Source organism: Brevibacillus borstelensis, assembly GCF_003710865.1.
Classification (GTDB): Bacteria; Bacillota; Bacilli; order Brevibacillales; family Brevibacillaceae; genus Brevibacillus; species Brevibacillus borstelensis.
Map to the genome: position 1 here is coordinate 266,397 of NZ_RHHO01000017.1, position 16,878 is coordinate 283,274.

Sequence of the window (16,878 nt, forward strand, 5' to 3'; positions counted from 1 at the left end):
AGGTGGGGCGTTTTTTTGCGTACATGCACCAGCTATCAGAGCCATTCAAGAAGAATGGCGACGTACAGGATAGCCAGCAGTCCCAGCAGGATGACATCAAAGGATGTAGGAACGAATATCGTGCGAATAAATTGAAACACAATCAACGGAAGGAGAATTTGCCTGCAGCCGAATTTGATCCGCAAGTAAGTGGGGTGGTATTTCCAGCGAGACATCGCGATCACCTCTCAGCTCCAGTATATGCACAAGACGAAAGGCCAGTGTCTCCTTTCTCGAAACCCCCTGCTCGAAACGGAGCCGGATGCTGTATAATGAAAAAACCGACGTTTGGACCTGCCCTTACCGGGGAACAGAATGCAGAGGGGTAGCAGAGACATGCAAATGCAAAAAGGTGATCCGTAATGGTATGGAAAGCGTTGCTTTACGCGAGCGGCATAGGGGCAGGCGTATACATCATGCTTCTCTCCCGTCAATTGGTATCGATAAAGCGTTGGTACGACCTTTCGTTTTTACAAGGTGCCGGCTTGATCGCCTGGGGATTGTCACATCTGATGGTAAACCATCCCGACATTCTCATCCAGCAACTAAGCCTCCCCTTTGATATGCTGTATTACCTGTTTTTTCTCATGTCTATACATGCGTACCCATTGGCGCCGCATATCTACTATGACCGGTGGAAGAGTATTCTGGATGCAATGGCATTTGTAGCGGTTTACGGCGCGATGGCCCTTTGCTCATGGCTGTACCAAGAGGATGCGGGTATGATGATTGTCCTGCTGCACATCCTGAGCGGCATTCTGCTGCTGGCTCCGTGGACAACCGTTTTTCTGGCAAACGGGCTGGTACACGGTAAACAAGAAAAAGAATCGAAATTGTTGGTTGCGACTTTGCTGTTTACGGTGGCTGTCATGTTTCAACCGATCATGCCCACGGCGCTTTTTATGATCATGGGTTCACTGTCGCTTGGCATCTTGCTGTGGGCTCACATTCGTTTTCCACGCAACCCTTCAAAAGGGCGACTGATGAACGAATATGGCTATTTGCATGAACAGTTGAGGTTCAGCTTTCTTGACTCGAATTCCATGCAGGTATTGCTGTTTGTAGAGGTAGTCGCGATGTTTACCTGGCCCGATTCCCGCATCCATATAATCGGGATTGGAATTGGTGCCCTTATCACTGTTTTCAGATTATTCCTGACAAAAGGTTGGAATCAATCCTTGGTCCGTCAGATGATGGACACAGCAAGCAGTCTGGAGAAAAAATTTACCGAACATATGGATCAGATTCAACGAAAGAATGATCAACTCTCGCAAATCCTTGCCATCAAGCAAACCTATGAAAAAATTTTGCTGGCTAGCAATGAACAAAGCTTGCGCGAGGTCAGCTATGAAAATCTGCAGCAGGTGATCGAAGAGCTGGTGGATGCCTGGTTTTCCAAAATGGACAACCTCGTTTACTTGCGCATTTCTCTGGAATCGCAGGAAGGTGTAGTTTATTATGAAGTGGTCAGGGGAGATCCCAACCATCCCTATATCCAGAGAGACATATCGGAACAAATTGTGGTAGATGAACAGAGGGATACGCCGCTGGCACCCAGGTATGTAGTCATGCTGGCGAAAAGCACTACAGAGAGCGTGGAAGAACTTGAACTGGAGCAATCCTTTTTTCAATTGCTGGTCGTAAACGTGCGCGGACTGATCCTCAGATGCTTGCAGGAAAATCAGCTGCTGGAGCTGCGCTTGATGGAGCAGGAGATGGAACTGGCGCAAAAAATCCAGTTTTTGCTGATTCCCCGAGAACGGCTTGTCCTGCCCGGTCTTCAAGCCAAGGCTGTGTTCCTCCCTTATACCTATGTGGGCGGAGATTATGTGGACTACCTGATGCTCGATGAGCGCTTTACTTGCTTTGTGGTGGCCGACGTTTCGGGCCACGGCCTGCCAGCCAGCCTGATGACGACAGGAATCCGCAGCGCTGTCCGGGCCGTGACGCAAACCTATTGGAAACCTGAACTGATTTTGCATCAACTGAACAAATTGCTCTACGAAGATTTGAGCAAAACACGCTCGTTTATTACGATGCTGATCGCAGTCTACGATTCGGTAGACCACACATTATCGATCAGTCGTGCCGGGCACCCGCAGCCGTTCATATTGGACGGCTCCGGGGCAAGGCTCCTTCCATGCAGCGGCGGCCTGGGTCTGGGGTTGCTCCCGAATAGCGTCTACGTTTCAGACGAAGTACCCCTGGACCAAGACGGCATGCTGCTAGCCTATACAGACGGTTTGCTGGAGATGAGCAGAAAAGACTCCCAGCAATGCTTGCAAACGTGGTTGAAAGGATTTTCGAGCTTGCTAAGCGAGGAAAAGCGGTCGGGTGAAACCGACAGTATTGCGTTGGTGGAGAACTATGTCTGGGCGAGGACGAAAGAGGGTCTGCAGTCCGATGATATATCCCTGTTAATCCTGCGGTTTCAATCAGGTACGGAACAGGAGGAAAGGAAACGATGATGTTGTGTGAGGAGTGCCCGCAGAATCCTGCGTGTCAGAACTGTCTAGCTGCATTGCGGGCAGGAGCAGGACAAAAAGTGATACCTGCCCGCACAGTCAGGGTGAAGCTGGATTCCGGCGAAGTCGCATCGGCTGAACTCCGCGCTATCTGCCGGACCGCAATCGGTCTGTTCTGTCATGAACAAAAGCTGTCAGATCGGGTCGAAGTAGAATTGGCGTCCGACTTCCGGATTATTGGGAACGCTTTCCAAGGAATTCACGATGTTCCCTACTATGTGCTGGATATCGAAAAAGTGCTTCGCCGGGAAGAGGTTTTGGGGCGATTGCTCATGGAGGAATTCCTGCAATGGCATCATAGTGCGGAAAAGCAACCGACAGACATGCTGGCCGAGTTGAAAGAGCCAGAGGATGAACGGCACCGCCTCATCAAGGAAGAGCTGCAAAAGCTCTCTATCTTGCGTCAGGTGCAGAGCATTTACTTGTACGTAATGGAGAATGGAGACATAAGACCGATTGGAGCCCAGCGGACAGAAGAATTGATGGAAGGGGACATGAGGCGAGTAGCTCTAGAGGCCATAAAGAGCGGCACTTCTGTAAGGGAGCAGCTGGTCTCGTCCGATGGCAGCAAGATGTACGAAATGTATGCCTCCCCTCTGCCGGATCAGACCTGTGGACTGGCGTTGATCGATGTGACAGAGGCCATTGCCGAAGAGCGTCGGCGCCAGCAAAAAGAATGGGACATGTACAAGCAGGTCTTGGGGGCAGTCACCCAGGACAAGCTTGTTTTATTGACAGATGCGGAGTTGACGGTACTGGCCGAAGACGGACTGAAGCTGGCAACGGTGTTGATCCAGTCGGCGGAAGACCTGGCATTCCTCAGAACGGAGTGCAGGCGGATCATGGATGCGCTCCAGGTAGAGGAAAAGCGGAAGTTCCAGTATGTCGTGGCTGTCAATGAAGCGGCGACGAATACGTTGAAGCATGGCACCGGCGGGACCGTGACCATCCACCTCGCATCTGCGGAAAATACAGTACGTGTCATTGTACATGATCACGGGAACGGAATTCTCCTGGAGGAGCTGCCGAGAGCGACACTGCGACAAGGCTACTCGAGCAAGCATTCGCTGGGGGTTGGCTTTCACGCCATGCTCCAGTTTTGCGACCGGGTATGTCTGGGCACCTCTCCATCTGGTACGAGGTTGATTTTAGAGTGTATGATCGGTTAATTCCGATGTTTGGAAATAGAAAAACTTGGGTAACTTGATAACGGGGTAATTCGTTACATAAATAAAGAATGAAAGCGTGAGAGGAGTATGTGTGCATGGACTTCCAGGCAACAGAAACGAACGGACAGGCTACCCTTTACTTTGCCGGTGAATTGGACATGGCTGTAGGTGACAAGGTCGGCAATCTATTGCGCGAATACGGAGAAAGAAACGGCTCGGTTACGGTTGATTTTCGGGATGTGACGTTCGTCGATTCTTCCGGCATCGGCAATCTGTTTTTTACGACGAAAGATTTGCTCGCTTTGGGAAAGCGGGTAGAGATCATCAATGTACGCGAAGAAATAATGGACATCCTGCACGTCCTTGGATTTGCGGAAGCGCTCGGAATCACCGTGAATTAGCCAGGTGAAACCGGGTTTGACGGGCTGCACCTGGATTGTATATAATACGATTGACATGAAATGAAACAAAGTGATTGCTGTGAACGGGAAGAGTAGACCAGGACGCCTTGGCAGAGAGGAGAATCAGTAGCTGCGAGATTCTCTAAGGAAGGGATTGGTCGAAGGTCGCCCGGGAGTTGTTTCGGTGAATGCACATATTTTGTGCTGTAGCCGCGACCGGCTAACAACCGTTATCTTGTCAGAGTGAATGCGGCACTTCGGCAATGGATGCGAAGGCTTGCATTAACAAAGGTGGTACCGCGAAACAATCCTTTCGTCCTTTGGGATGGAAGGTTTTTTTATTTTCTTAAGGAGGCATTGCCATGTCGAATCAACAAGCGACCAATGACATTGATCAGCTGCTGCCGAAAAACTACGATCCAAAGGCAGCCGAATCCAAATGGTATCCGTACTGGATCGAAAAAGGCTTTTTCAAAGCAGAGAGAGACCCCCAGAAACGTCCGTTTACAATCGTTATCCCGCCGCCAAACGTAACGGGAAAGCTGCACCTGGGCCATGCCCTGGACACGACACTGCAGGACATCATCACCCGAACCAAGCGCATGCAGGGATACAGTGCGCTGTTTTTGCCGGGAATGGACCACGCCGGTATCGCGACGCAAGCTCGTGTAGAAGCGACGCTGCGCGAGGAAGGCATCTCCCGTCACGATCTGGGACGTGAAAAATTCCTCGAGAAGGTGTGGGAATGGAAGCACATCTACGCCGAGCATATTCGCGAGCAGTGGGAAAAGCTCGGTCTTGCCCTTGATTACTCGCGCGAGCGCTTTACGATGGACGAAGGACTTTCCCGTGCCGTTCGCGAGGTATTTGTACGTCTGTATGAAAAAGGACTCATTTACCGCGGCAATCGGATTATCAACTGGGACCCTGCTGCCCGCACGGCCCTGTCCGATATCGAGGTCATCTATAAAGAAGTAAAGGGCGCCCTGCATCACATGCGCTACCCATTGGCAGACGGAAGCGGCTACATCGAAGTGGCGACGACGCGTCCGGAAACCATGCTTGGTGATACGGCAGTAGCCGTTCATCCCGAAGACGAGCGTTACAAGCATCTGATCGGCAAAACCGTCATTCTGCCGATCGTTGGCCGGGAAATTCCGATCGTGGCAGATGACTATGTAGACCCTGAGTTTGGTTCCGGTGCCGTAAAAATTACACCGGCCCATGACCCGAACGACTTTGAGCTCGGTCAAAGACATCAGCTTCCGCAAATCGTCGTCATGGACGAATCAGGGACGATGAACGAAAATGCGGCTGGCTATAAAGGGCTGGACCGTTTTGAGTGCCGCAAGCAAATCATCAAGGACTTGACCGAACAAGGCGTCATGTTCAAGATCGAGGAGCACATCCATCAGGTTGGACACAGTGAACGCAGCGATGCCGTCGTTGAACCGTATCTGTCCACCCAGTGGTTTGTCAAAATGCAGCCTCTGGCAGATGCGGCGATTGCCAACGCGTACAGCGAGGACAGTGTCAAATTCGTGCCGGAGCGCTTCAAGACAAACTACCTGCGCTGGATCGAGAATATCCGCGATTGGTGCATCTCCCGCCAGCTCTGGTGGGGCCACCGGATTCCGGCCTGGTACTGCCAGGATTGCAGCGAGACCATCGTTTCCCGCGAAGATGCAGGTGAGTGCCCGCACTGCCACAGCCATCAGCTAGTGCAGGATCAGGACGTTCTCGACACCTGGTTCTCCTCGGCCCTCTGGCCATTCTCGACGCTGGGCTGGCCGGAAGAGACAGAGGATATGAAGTACTTCTATCCGACCAATGTACTGGTTACCGGCTACGATATCATCTTCTTCTGGGTAGCGCGGATGATTTTCAGCGGACTCGAATTTACCGGTAAAAATCCGTTTGACACCGTTTTGATTCACGGCATTATTCGGGACTCCGAAGGACGGAAAATGTCCAAGTCGCTGGGCAACGGGGTTGACCCGATGGAAGTAATCGAGAAGTACGGAGCGGACGCCCTGCGCTTTACGCTCGCAACGGGAAATTCGCCGGGTAACGACCAGCGTTTCTACTGGGAAAAAGTAGAGGCGAACCGCAACTTCGCCAACAAAATTTGGAATGCGTCCCGCTTTGCTTTGATGAATCTGACAGGGTTTGGCTACGAGGACATCGATCTTAGTGGAAACCTGTCCACACCGGACAAATGGGTTCTGTCCCGCCTGCAGGCGACGATCAAAGACGTTACCCGTCTCATGGATGCGTTTGAATTCGGCGAAGCTGGCCGCGTCCTGTACAACTTCATCTGGGATGACCTTTGCGACTGGTACATCGAAATGGCGAAGCTGCCGCTGTACGGCAATGACGAGGCAGCGAAAAAGACGACCCAATCCGTCCTGGTCACTGTACTCGATCAGACCTTGCGTCTCTTGCATCCGTTCATGCCTTACATGACCGAGGAAATTTGGCAAGCACTGCCGCATCAGGGAGAAAGCATCACGGTTGCAGCCTGGCCGACAGTAAATGAGCAATTGATTTTCCCGGACGCAGAGGCAGAAATGAATCTGCTCGTGGAAGTCATTCGCAGTGTCCGCAACATCCGGGCCGAAGTGAATGTGCCGATGTCCAAGAAAATCGAGCTCTTGATCAAGCCGGGCGATTCTCTCACGCTGGAACGTCTCCAACGCGGTGAAGAGTACCTGGTCCGTTTCTGCAATCCGGAGCGCCTGGAGATCAGCGAGCAGCTAAAGACACCGGACAAAGCGATGTCCGCAGTCGTGTCAGGCGCGGAGCTTTTCTTGCCGCTGGCGGGATTGATTGATCTGGACCAAGAAGTGAAGCGTCTGGAAAAAGAACTGGCGACGCTGCACGGAGAAGTCGAGCGAATCGAGAAAAAGCTGAACAATCCGGGCTTCATGGCTAAGGCTCCGGAAAAAGTAGTCGAAGAGGAACGGGCGAAGATGGCCGGTTACATGGAAAAACGCGAGAAAGTAATGGCCCGCCTATCTGAGCTAAAAGGCGAATGAACCGCCGTACCTTCGCATATTTTTGAGAATGGAGCAATGCGGCATGAATGCTGAAGGATTGGAAGGATACACAAAAGCGCTAGACTGGCTGCACGGACTGCTTCGGTTTGGCCAAAAGCCGGGACTGGAAAGAATGCAGTGGATGCTGGGGCAATTGGGGAATCCCGAGAGACGGCTTGCTTTTATTCACGTCGCCGGTACGAACGGGAAAGGCTCTACCTGCTCTTATCTGAGCCATATGCTGATGGAGGCCGGATACAGTGTAGGGATGTTCACTTCCCCGTACCTGATCGATTTCCGGGAAAGGATTCGATACAACGGGGCGATGATTCCGCAAGCCGATTTGGTCGAATTGGTGGAACAGGCAAGGGTTCTTGTGGAGCGCTGCGAAGCAGAATCAGGATTTGGCTCTCCTACCGAATTTGAAGTGATTACACTCATTGCCATCCTCTATTTTGCCAACGTGACAAGACCGGCAGTCGTGGTCTGGGAAACGGGCTTGGGCGGACGACTGGACTCGACCAATGTCGTTTTCCCGATCGCAACCGTCATTACGAACATAGGCATGGATCACATGGACGTACTCGGAAACAGCCTTCCCGAGATTGCCCGGGAAAAGGCGGGGATCATCAAGCCGGGGGTACCCGTCATCACTGGTGAAAGGCGGGCAGAAGTGCTCGCGGTCCTGCAGGAGGCCGCAGACAGGTCGCGAAGTACGCTGTATCGCATCGGTTCCCATTTTGATGCAGAGCAGCTGCAGGAGCGGATCGGTGAACAACAGATCCGCTACCGGAGCATTTTCCGGCGGGCCGAGTCAGAATACCGGCTGGCAATGAATGGCCCCCATCAGGCAGAAAACGCCGCGGTATCGCTGATGACCATCGACGTTCTGCGCAATTACCTGTCTTATCTCCTGGAGGAAGAAGAAATTGTGCGCGGACTGCAACAAACTCGCTGGCCTGGGCGTCTAGAGGTAGTCTCGCCAAGACCAATGGTCATGTTGGATGGGGCTCACAATCAGGAAGGAATCGAGGCGCTGGTTGCCAGCTTGAACCGGTTGACGACGCCAAATACCCGGCTGCATTTGCTGTTCTCCGGGTTGGCGGATAAGCCGCTGAAAAGGATGGCCGAAGCGCTGAGAGGATTGCAGACAAACGTAGAAACCGTTCGACTGACGAAGTTTGACTTCCCCCGCGCCGCGGAGACTGGTCAATTGCAAGAGGCATTTCTTGCGGGAGGCTGGGAAGCTGCACGCTTGGATATTGTCTCCGATTGGCGCCAGTTTCTCGCTTCTTGGGTGAAGGACAACCGAGCAGCAAACGGCGACGACTGGTTGGTTGTCTGCGGTTCGCTCTATTTCATCGCCCAAGTGCGCACATTCTTTCCCACTACTGTAGAAGAGGCAGGTGAATAGGGTGGATCAGGCCCAACACGTCCACTTTGTGGGCATAGGCGGATATGGCATGAGCGCCATCGCCCGCGTCTTGATCGACCTTGGCTACAAGGTAACCGGCTCCGATGTCGCAATGAACGACTTGGCCAAAAAACTAGTACAGCGTGGGGCTGTCGTGCATATTGGACACGACGCCAGTCACGTTGCAGGATGCGATAAGGTTGTATATTCCACCAGCATCTCCCCGGACAATCCGGAGGTGGTTGCGGCGGCGGAAAGAGGGATTCCGGTTTTGCACCGTTCCCAAATGCTGGCCAGTATTTTGAATGAGCGTACGGGTGTGGCTGTAGCTGGCGCACACGGTAAAACGACGACGACCTCGATGATTGCCCATGTGCTCGAGGAATGCGGTGTTGATCCGACGTTCATCATTGGCGGCGAGCTGATGAGCGCAGGAACCAACGCGAAAGCAGGCAAAAGCGACCTCGTCATTGCCGAAGCCGATGAAAGCGATGGCTCATTTCTGGAATACCGGCCGGTTTATGAAGTTGTAACCAATATCGAACCGGATCATCTGGAGCATTTTGACGGCGATTTTGCCAACCTGAAGCGTGCCTACGCCAAATTCCTGAGCCACTTGAAGCCGGGAGGAAAGGCTGTCCTCTGTTTGGATGACCCGCATATCCGGGAACTGATGGCAGACATGACGGGAGAGGCAATCACGTACTCCATTCAGCCTGCATATGTGGATCAGGCAGATTTCAGTGCCAGGGAGATCGTTTGCGGAGACAGGCGGACCAACTGCAAAATTTACCGCAAGGATGTCTTGCTGGGAGAGCTCGTGCTGTTTGTGCCGGGTAAACACAACATCGCCAACGCATTGGCGGCAGTTGTCGTATGCCTCGAGGCTGGTCTTGCGTTTGAACAGATCGCAGCCGCCTTTACCTCATTCAGCGGAGCCAAAAGGCGTTTCCAGATCATCGGGGATGCACAGGACATTTTGGTGGTAGATGACTACGCCCATCATCCGACAGAGATTATGGCGACCTTGAATGGCGCGCGGGCATCGGGCCGTCGCGTAATTGCGGTGTTTCAGCCGCAGCGCTATACCCGAACGTACTTTTTGATGGATGAGTTTAGCAAAGCCTTCGGGGAAGCAGATGAAGTCATTATTACAGACATCTATTCACCTGCGGGAGAAGCGCGGATCGAAGGCGTCACGGCAGAGGTGCTGGTTGAAAAAATCCGCACCAACAGCCATCCGCGCGCCCAGTACATTCCGACCAAGGAGCTCGTGCAGGATCATCTCGCGCGATCGCTCAAACCGGGCGACCTCGTGCTGACAATGGGTGCCGGGGACATCTGGAAGTCGGCGCACTGGCTGGCGGAAAAACTGGTGAAATAACGCGTGCAAATGAAAGCAAGACAGATATGTATGGGAGCCTGGACGACAGTCCGGGCTTTTTTTCTTGTCAAAAGGAGCAAAAATCCATATAATTAGTACCAGGTACTAATACTAAGTGATAAAGGGGTGGCTGCAATATGTCTTTGGAAAGAAAATCCTCAGCGAGAATAACGGCAATCGGGACGTATGTGCCTCAGCGGATTATGACCAATTCCGATCTGGAGGAAATGGTGGATACATCCAATGAATGGATTGTGCAGCGCACAGGAATCCATGAGCGAAGAATTGCAGCGGAAGATCAATACACGAGCGATTTGGCGATTGCTGCGGTAGAAAACCTGATGCAGACCTGGGGCAAGGACGTCTCCGATGTCGATCTGGTCCTGGTGTCGACGACGACGCCGGATTATCCGTTTCCCAGTGTAGCGAGCAAACTGCAGGCTCATTTCGGGATGACTCATGCGGGAGCGCTCGACCTGAATGCGACATGTGCCGGGTTTACTTATGCCCTGCATCTGGCTGATGGCATGATCAGCGCGGGTTTGCACCGCCGCATCCTTGTCGTGGCAGCAGAAACGATGTCGAAAGTTACAGACTACACGGATCGCACCACCTGCATTCTGTTTGGGGATGGTGCGGGCGCTATGCTGGTGGAAGCGGCCCCGGGCCACGGTTCGTTCCTCTCCGCAAACGTGGGGGCAAAAGGAGAAGGGGGCATTCACGTCTATCGATCAGGGCTGTCTAGCCGGATGGGTGACCACGAGCTTGCCGGGAACGGCTTGATCGTGCAAAACGGCAGAGAGGTGTACAAATGGGCCGTAACCACCGTTCCCAAAGGAATGCAGGCTGTCGTGGAGAAGGCAGGCAAAAGCCTGGATGATGTGGATTGGTTTATCCCGCACAGTGCCAATTTGCGGATGATCGAGTCGATTTGTGAGAAGAGCGGGTTTCCGATGGAAAAGACGCTCTACAGCCTGAAATATTATGGCAATACTTCTGCAGCGACGATCCCGCTAGCCTTGCATCTGGGCATCCGGGACGGGCGGGTGAAACCGGGAGATACGCTTTTGCTGTACGGCTTCGGCGGAGGGCTGGTGCACGCCGGGCTGCTGCTTTCCTGGAACCCGTAAACACGTCCGCCCCGAGAGTCATAACCTGTCCCTCCCAGACGTATGCTGATACAAAGTAGCCTGGGTGGAGGAGGCGTTTATCGTGAACGGGGAAAGAGACAAGAGCAAGGTTACGGTGAGGCTGAACGGGGAGCGGTGGAACGGAAAGAGAGCGGAAAAGGAGAAAAAAGCAGAGCAGCCGATGCGTTGGAATTCGGTTCAAAGCCAGGCGCCTGTGGCAAAGCCGGTCCGAAACGAGGATGCTTGGTCACGGCTGGCCCAGCTTCGCGCCACGTCGCAGACGGAGCCGAAAGAGCCGCGACAAGACGTGATTCTGCCAGTGGATGAAGGTGGAAATGAGCACCACACTCCAGGTGGCAGAAGGCCCATCATTGTGCCAGATTGGGTGCGTGATCAAGGGTGGGCGAAAACCTTGCTGAGCACAGGAGGAGCAGTAGCCATCGGCTTGCTGTTTGGCTTGCTGGTTTTGACTGTATTCAACCAGGAGCAGGTAACGCAATCGTACCAAGCCGTTTTGAGCGATACCGTTCATACATTGACTGCACAGGAGCCGGAGCCGAAATCAGCGACAGACCCGGGAGCAGCTTTGACGAAGCCCGTCTCATCCCAGACACAGGCCCCGGGACAAGAGGTAAAATTGAAGCTGCCCGATGAAAAGCTGTTTGTCGCTCAGGCCGGTGCATTTCAGCCTGACGTGCCAAGAGAGGACGTAGTCATGCCGCTCAAGGATGCGGGACTTCCGCATCTTCTGTACAAAGGGAGCGATAAGCAGTACTTGTTTGCAGCAGGTTCTCCCAACAGGGATGCTGTACTGGGCTTTGCCAGCATATTGAAGCAAAAGGGCATCGATGTGTATGTAAAGGAAATGACCTTCCCGGGAATTGACAAGGCAGTCTCCCTGCAAGCGGCGACAACTGGCGAGAAGCTGCCGGATGTAAACGGGTTTTTGCAGAACGGATGGAAAATAGCCAAGACCCTGTCTCTTCAATCCGGTGCGGTTGTCAGCACGGCCCAGCCGCCTTTGTCAAAGGAAGAGGAGGCTCAGCTAAAAGAGCAGCACCGTCAGTTTTTGGAGGAGAGTCGATTGCTGCAGACCTCTGAGCAATGGCAGCCCATGATCAACGGCATGGTGAACGGGATTAATCAGGCGATGACCGCACAGGGGAAAATGGCAGAAGCAGCGGCGGCAAAGAAACAGGCCAGCGCAGAATCATATGCCTGGCAAGTACAGACTGGCGTGCTCTCCTTCTGGGAATCCTATTCCGACTGGGTAGCCCAGCTTCAAAAAAACAGCTAGCCTAACGAAGCCTGCTTATCGCTCATACGCCTCATGACGCTCCCTTTGCGGCAGATTATTGCTCCGACATAAAACATCAAAAGATAGACAAATGGACACGGGACTTGCGGCATATATTCTTGCTGGAAGTCTTTTCTTTTTATACAGTAAGTACCAGGAGCAATCAGGGATTGTTTCGAGTGGTCCCATTTGCTACACTTATGGTTGGCAAAAATAGATTCCCTTGCTAAAAAGGGAGTGGAGAATTGATGAAGGGGAAAGAAACGCTTACACTTGTTTTTCTTTTAATTTCCGGGTTGTTATGTGGAAGCATCCTGGGAGAAGTTTTGGGGCCATGGGTCCCTTTTCTGACGAAGAGCAAAGAGATAACATGGTCACCAGCAGCCGATTTAGAAATTTTGAAGTACGACTTGAACCTTCAGGTAAAACTAAATCTGGCTAGTATTGGAGGGCTTGCCCTCGCGTTCTGGATATATCGAAGAATGAAGTAGGTAGAGACGACATGAAAACCAGTACATCTCTCATTTTGGCATCCTCATCTCCTCGCCGTCGCGAACTCTTGAAGACAGTGGGCTTCGACTTCACGGTCATGACCAGTGACGTAGATGAATCCACGCAGGAGGGGCTGCTCCCCCACGAAGTAGTCGAACAATTGGCATACCGAAAAGCCAGGGCTGTGGCAGACAGAGTAGAGAAGGGTATTGTCTTGGGCTCCGATACGGTTGTGGTTTTGGATGACATCATTTTGGGCAAGCCTGCTGACGAAGAGGAGGCGTTTCAGATGCTTTCTTCTCTTCAAGGACGGGAGCACGTCGTATACAGCGGGGTTGCTCTGATCGATGCCGAAACCGGTCGCTCCGAAGTAAAGCACAGCAAGACACAAGTGCGGTTTCGAGCGCTGACCGATCGCGAGATTCACGCATACATTCGTACCAAAGAACCGATGGACAAGGCTGGTTCCTACGCCATTCAAGGTATAGGTGCAACCATGGTAGAAAGCATTACAGGCGACTATTTTACTGTAGTTGGCCTGCCTCTTTGTCTGACGGCCAACATGCTTTCCCGTTTCGGGATTTCCTTGTTGTAACGTAAGAAAACGCGGCAACGGCCACACAGCACTTGAAACGCCTTCATCGCCAGCCGTTACTCGCACAACCTTCCTATGGAAGCTGGAGGCGGTAAAAATTGGCGCAAAAAGAGTGTAACAAAATGCACATGAAAAACGTCCCTTACTATGACCGTCCAAGGGAAAGACTGCTTCGGGAGGGAGCGGCTTACCTTTCGGACACCGAGCTGATTGCCATTATGCTCCGTACGGGAAGAGAACAAGAGACGGTTTTTCAACTGGCGCAGCGCTTGTTGGCCACCTTCGGCGACATCGGCGAATTGGCCCAAGCCTCTCATGCTGAGCTGACAAGGATCAAGGGAGTAGGCACCGTCAAGGCGGTGGAATTGCAGGCTGCGTTCGAGCTGGGCAGAAGGGTTGCCCTTTCTTCCCCCGAAAAGCGCACAACGATTCGCTTGCCGCGTGACGTCGCCAAGCTGATGCTTCCGGAAATGAGGCACTTGACCCAAGAGCATTTTGTTTGCTTGTTTCTAAACACAAAAAATCACGTGATCGGAAAACAGACTATTTTTGTCGGGAGTCTCGACGCTTCGATCGTGCACCCCAGAGAAGTCTTCAAAGAAGCGATCAGGCGCAGCAGTGCTTCGGTCATCTGCTTGCATAATCATCCGAGCGGCGATCCTACACCCAGCAGGGAGGATATTGCCGTTACGCGGACACTGCAGGAGGCCGGTGAACTGATCGGCATTTCATTGCTCGATCATATCATCATCGGTGACGGCAGCTTTGTCAGCCTAAAGGAGCAGGGATATTTGTAATCCCCCTGTTTCGCTAATGACTTACAATACTTACTAGCATTTGGAACTTAGCGGAAGGAGTTTTTCTATGTTTGGTGGATTTTCTCGTGACATGGGGATTGACCTTGGCACTGCCAATACACTCGTTTATGCAAAAGGGAAAGGAATCGTCGTTCGTGAGCCGTCTGTCGTGGCGATCCGTACCGATACGAATACCATTGAGGCCGTCGGTAACGCGGCGAAAAACATGATCGGCCGTACACCGGGCAATATCGTCGCCGTTCGTCCGATGAAGGACGGTGTCATCGCCGATTTTGAAACAACCGCCACTATGATGCGATACTTTATTAATCAGGCGCAAAAGAACAAAGGGCTGTTCAGCCGCCGTCCAAATGTAATGGTGTGTGTTCCATCCGGGATCACAGCGGTTGAAAAGCGCGCTGTGGAAGATGCGACTACCCAAGCAGGTGCAAAAGCAGCATTCACGATCGAAGAACCTTTTGCCGCTGCCATCGGGGCTGATCTGCCTGTATGGGAGCCGACTGGCAGCATGGTTGTGGACATCGGCGGCGGTACGACTGAGGTTGCCATCATTTCGCTAGGCGGAATTGTCACTGCCCGCTCGATTCGTGTAGCAGGGGACGAGATGGACGAGGCGATCGTTCAATACATCAAACGGAAGTACAATCTGATGATTGGGGAGCGCAGCTCGGAGACACTGAAGCTGGAGATCGGTTCTGCCATTCCGCCGGAAGTAGTAGAGTCGGTAGAAATCCGCGGACGCGACCTCGTAACGGGATTGCCGAAGACGCTGAGCGTCAGCAGTACGGAGATCGCCGAAGCCCTGGCCGAGACGGTAGCGGCGATTGTGGAAGCTGTAAAAGTTACGTTGGAAAAAAGTCCGCCGGAGCTTGCTGCGGACATTATGGACAGAGGGATTGTACTGACCGGTGGCGGGGCCTTGCTCCGCAATTTGGATCGTCTTCTGAGCAAAGAAACCGGCATGCCGGTTCACGTTGCGGAAAACGCACTGGATTGTGTAGCGATCGGAACCGGCCGTGCGTTGGAGAACCTGCACTTGTTCAAGTCAAAGCACGGTATAACCTCTTCCCGACAAAAACGCGGTAGATAAACGGAGGTTGCGGCATGTCGTTTTTCGGGAATAAGCGACTGATCATTGTCCTTGTGGGCCTGGTTTTGCTCATTACGATCGTGGGTTTCACTTCCCGGGAACGGTCTAAACTCAGCTGGCCGGAAATGTTTTTGAAGGATACATTCAGCGTGGTGCAGGGCTTTTTTTATCGCCCTGCCCAGGCTGTTTCCGGCTTTTTTCAGGGAATTGGCGATGCGTATGATGTTTACGAGGAGAATCGTGCACTGAAAGCTGGTATGGACCAATACGCGAGAATGACAGCCGAATTGCACGACCTGCAAGCGGAAAATGAACGTTTGCGGTCCGCCCTGCAGGCGAAGGATAATCTGGTAAAATCATACGATCTCCGCTTCGCAGAGGTAGTGGCGCGAAATCCAGACACTTGGAACAATACGATTACGATTGACAAAGGATTAAAGCACGGAATCAAAAAAGATATGGCAGTGATGACAGCCAAAGGCTTGATCGGACGAGTACAGAGCGTAGCCAATTTCTCTTCGACAGTCGAGCTGTTGACCAGCTACGAGCGGCGAAACCACATATCTGCCTATATCCAGGTGAAGCTGCAGGCGGCCAACGGCACGACGTCCTATCAAACCGTAAGCGGCGTCATTGAAGAATACGATCCTCAGGAGCGTCTGTTGATCATGCGAAAAATTCCTTGGGGACAGAAAATTGAAGCAAAACAGCAGGTGGTGTCTTCCGGCCTGGGCGGGGTGATACCGCGAAATCTGCCGATCGGGTATATTGTCCGGGTAGAGCCGGATGATTACGGTTTGACGCAGACGGCCTACATCCAGCCCAGCGCAGACTTCTCCCAATTAAATGAAGTGATGGTGGTAGAACGGAGCTTTACCTTCACGCCTACAGGCGAATTGGTTCCCAACCAGCAGACACAGACACCACCCGCTCCGCCGGCTGCCGGGGGTGGACAATAATGTCTCGGTTATTGCTGACGTTGACGCTGCTGCTGTTGTTTGTTCTTGAGGGAACGGTTATACAGTTTGTGTCGCCTTCCGCATGGGGTCTGTCCTGGATGACAGTACCCCGATTTGCGCTTGTAGGTACCTTGCTCGTGTCCATGTTTCTGGGAAGGCGTGAGGGATTGTACTACGGCCTGGCCATCGGATTGCTCCACGATGTTCTTTATGGACAGGTTGTAGGACTGTACATGATGACGATGATGGTAGCCAGCTATTTCGCAGGGCTGATCGTCGTCTTGTTTCAGCGCGGCTTTGCGATGGTCTTCATCACATGCAGCCTGATCCTGTTTGGCCACGAATGGCTTTTGTACAGCACTCATCGGTTATTTGCGACTGCACCGCTGGATGTTCGCTGGATGTTAAATTGGCAAATCATACCGACAACGGTTCTCAATATCCTGTTTGGACTATTGATTTATCTCCCGATGAAGACCATCTGCAAGGCTGTCATCTCCAAACGGGAAGTGCCGCTGGAATAAATC

At 52.5% G+C, this 16,878-nt stretch carries 15 protein-coding genes and 1 other annotated feature; of the genes, 14 read left to right on the plus strand and 1 reads right to left on the minus strand.

Annotated elements, in window-relative coordinates; translation table 11 throughout:
* Window positions 1–35 precede the first annotated feature (35 nt).
* Window positions 36–215: a YszA family small membrane protein gene (locus EDM54_RS10190; protein WP_003387633.1), complete on the minus strand. Its 180-nt coding sequence runs from the start codon at window positions 213–215 to the stop codon at window positions 36–38.
* 186 nt (window positions 216–401) lie between these two features.
* On the opposite strand from EDM54_RS10190, the gene EDM54_RS26970 reads away from it, so the two are divergent.
* From EDM54_RS26970 to mreD, 14 genes are all read left to right on the plus strand, one after another.
* Window positions 402–2,507, plus strand: coding sequence for a PP2C family protein-serine/threonine phosphatase (locus tag EDM54_RS26970; RefSeq protein WP_003387632.1), 2,106 nt, complete (start codon window positions 402–404; stop codon window positions 2,505–2,507).
* Entirely contained in the window at window positions 2,504–3,733 is a 1,230-nt protein-coding gene (locus EDM54_RS10200) for an ATP-binding protein (RefSeq protein WP_024983982.1), read from the plus strand. The genes EDM54_RS26970 and EDM54_RS10200 overlap by 4 nt, the downstream gene beginning before the upstream one ends.
* 95 nt (window positions 3,734–3,828) lie before the next feature.
* A complete protein-coding gene (locus tag EDM54_RS10205; RefSeq protein ID WP_003387630.1) occupies window positions 3,829–4,134 on the plus strand; it encodes an STAS domain-containing protein in 306 nt (101 codons plus the stop codon).
* A 70-nt stretch (window positions 4,135–4,204) separates the two neighbouring features.
* Window positions 4,205–4,458: a binding site (T-box leader), on the plus strand.
* Window positions 4,459–4,496: 38 nt separating this feature from the next.
* On the plus strand, window positions 4,497–7,172 hold the full coding sequence (locus tag EDM54_RS10210) for a valine--tRNA ligase (RefSeq protein ID WP_122958156.1): 2,676 nt from the start codon (window positions 4,497–4,499) through the stop codon (window positions 7,170–7,172).
* 43 nt (window positions 7,173–7,215) lie between these two features.
* Entirely contained in the window at window positions 7,216–8,586 is a 1,371-nt protein-coding gene (locus EDM54_RS10215) for a bifunctional folylpolyglutamate synthase/dihydrofolate synthase (protein WP_003387628.1), read from the plus strand.
* A 1-nt stretch (window position 8,587) separates the two neighbouring features.
* Entirely contained in the window at window positions 8,588–9,970 is a 1,383-nt protein-coding gene (gene murC, locus EDM54_RS10220) for a UDP-N-acetylmuramate--L-alanine ligase (protein WP_003387626.1), read from the plus strand.
* A 137-nt stretch (window positions 9,971–10,107) separates the two neighbouring features.
* Window positions 10,108–11,100: a ketoacyl-ACP synthase III gene (locus EDM54_RS10225; protein ID WP_031932363.1), complete on the plus strand. Its 993-nt coding sequence runs from the start codon at window positions 10,108–10,110 to the stop codon at window positions 11,098–11,100.
* An 82-nt stretch (window positions 11,101–11,182) separates the two neighbouring features.
* On the plus strand, window positions 11,183–12,397 hold the full coding sequence (locus EDM54_RS10230) for a hypothetical protein (protein WP_122958157.1): 1,215 nt from the start codon (window positions 11,183–11,185) through the stop codon (window positions 12,395–12,397).
* Window positions 12,398–12,645: 248 nt separating this feature from the next.
* Window positions 12,646–12,888 (plus strand): DUF4321 domain-containing protein, encoded by a 243-nt coding sequence (locus EDM54_RS10235; RefSeq protein WP_003387623.1) that lies wholly within the window; start codon window positions 12,646–12,648, stop codon window positions 12,886–12,888.
* 11 nt (window positions 12,889–12,899) lie between these two features.
* Entirely contained in the window at window positions 12,900–13,484 is a 585-nt protein-coding gene (locus tag EDM54_RS10240) for a Maf family protein (RefSeq protein WP_003387622.1), read from the plus strand.
* Between the two features lie 98 nt (window positions 13,485–13,582).
* Complete coding sequence (gene radC / locus EDM54_RS10245) at window positions 13,583–14,281, plus strand: RadC family protein (RefSeq protein WP_003387621.1); 699 nt, start codon at window positions 13,583–13,585, stop codon at window positions 14,279–14,281.
* Between the two features lie 67 nt (window positions 14,282–14,348).
* Window positions 14,349–15,392 carry a rod shape-determining protein gene (locus tag EDM54_RS10250; protein WP_003387620.1) on the plus strand — a complete coding sequence of 348 codons (1,044 nt, stop codon included), beginning with the start codon at window positions 14,349–14,351 and terminating at the stop codon, window positions 15,390–15,392.
* Between the two features lie 14 nt (window positions 15,393–15,406).
* Complete coding sequence (mreC, locus tag EDM54_RS10255) at window positions 15,407–16,351, plus strand: rod shape-determining protein MreC (protein ID WP_003387619.1); 945 nt, start codon at window positions 15,407–15,409, stop codon at window positions 16,349–16,351.
* Window positions 16,351–16,875, plus strand: a complete 525-nt coding sequence (gene mreD, locus EDM54_RS10260) for a rod shape-determining protein MreD (RefSeq protein WP_003387617.1) — start codon at window positions 16,351–16,353, stop codon at window positions 16,873–16,875. Before mreC ends, mreD begins: the two co-directional genes overlap by 1 nt.
* The last annotated feature ends 3 nt before the right edge of the window (window positions 16,876–16,878 follow it).

What these genes read in the sequence shown, in the direction of transcription:
- EDM54_RS10200 (WP_024983982.1), top strand. Translation starts at nt 2,504, where the DNA reads ATGATGTTGTGTGAGGAGTGCCCGCAGAATCCTGCGTGTCAGAACTGT.
- EDM54_RS10205 (WP_003387630.1), top strand. Translation starts at nt 3,829, where the DNA reads ATGGACTTCCAGGCAACAGAAACGAACGGACAGGCTACCCTTTACTTT.
- EDM54_RS10250 (WP_003387620.1), top strand. Translation starts at nt 14,349, where the DNA reads ATGTTTGGTGGATTTTCTCGTGACATGGGGATTGACCTTGGCACTGCC.
- EDM54_RS10215 (WP_003387628.1), top strand. Translation starts at nt 7,216, where the DNA reads ATGAATGCTGAAGGATTGGAAGGATACACAAAAGCGCTAGACTGGCTG.
- EDM54_RS10235 (WP_003387623.1), top strand. Translation starts at nt 12,646, where the DNA reads ATGAAGGGGAAAGAAACGCTTACACTTGTTTTTCTTTTAATTTCCGGG.
- EDM54_RS10210 (WP_122958156.1), top strand. Translation starts at nt 4,497, where the DNA reads ATGTCGAATCAACAAGCGACCAATGACATTGATCAGCTGCTGCCGAAA.
- mreC (WP_003387619.1), top strand. Translation starts at nt 15,407, where the DNA reads ATGTCGTTTTTCGGGAATAAGCGACTGATCATTGTCCTTGTGGGCCTG.
- EDM54_RS10240 (WP_003387622.1), top strand. Translation starts at nt 12,900, where the DNA reads ATGAAAACCAGTACATCTCTCATTTTGGCATCCTCATCTCCTCGCCGT.
- EDM54_RS10225 (WP_031932363.1), top strand. Translation starts at nt 10,108, where the DNA reads ATGTCTTTGGAAAGAAAATCCTCAGCGAGAATAACGGCAATCGGGACG.
- EDM54_RS10190 (WP_003387633.1), bottom strand. Translation starts at nt 215, where the DNA reads ATGTCTCGCTGGAAATACCACCCCACTTACTTGCGGATCAAATTCGGC.
- mreD (WP_003387617.1), top strand. Translation starts at nt 16,351, where the DNA reads ATGTCTCGGTTATTGCTGACGTTGACGCTGCTGCTGTTGTTTGTTCTT.
- EDM54_RS26970 (WP_003387632.1), top strand. Translation starts at nt 402, where the DNA reads ATGGTATGGAAAGCGTTGCTTTACGCGAGCGGCATAGGGGCAGGCGTA.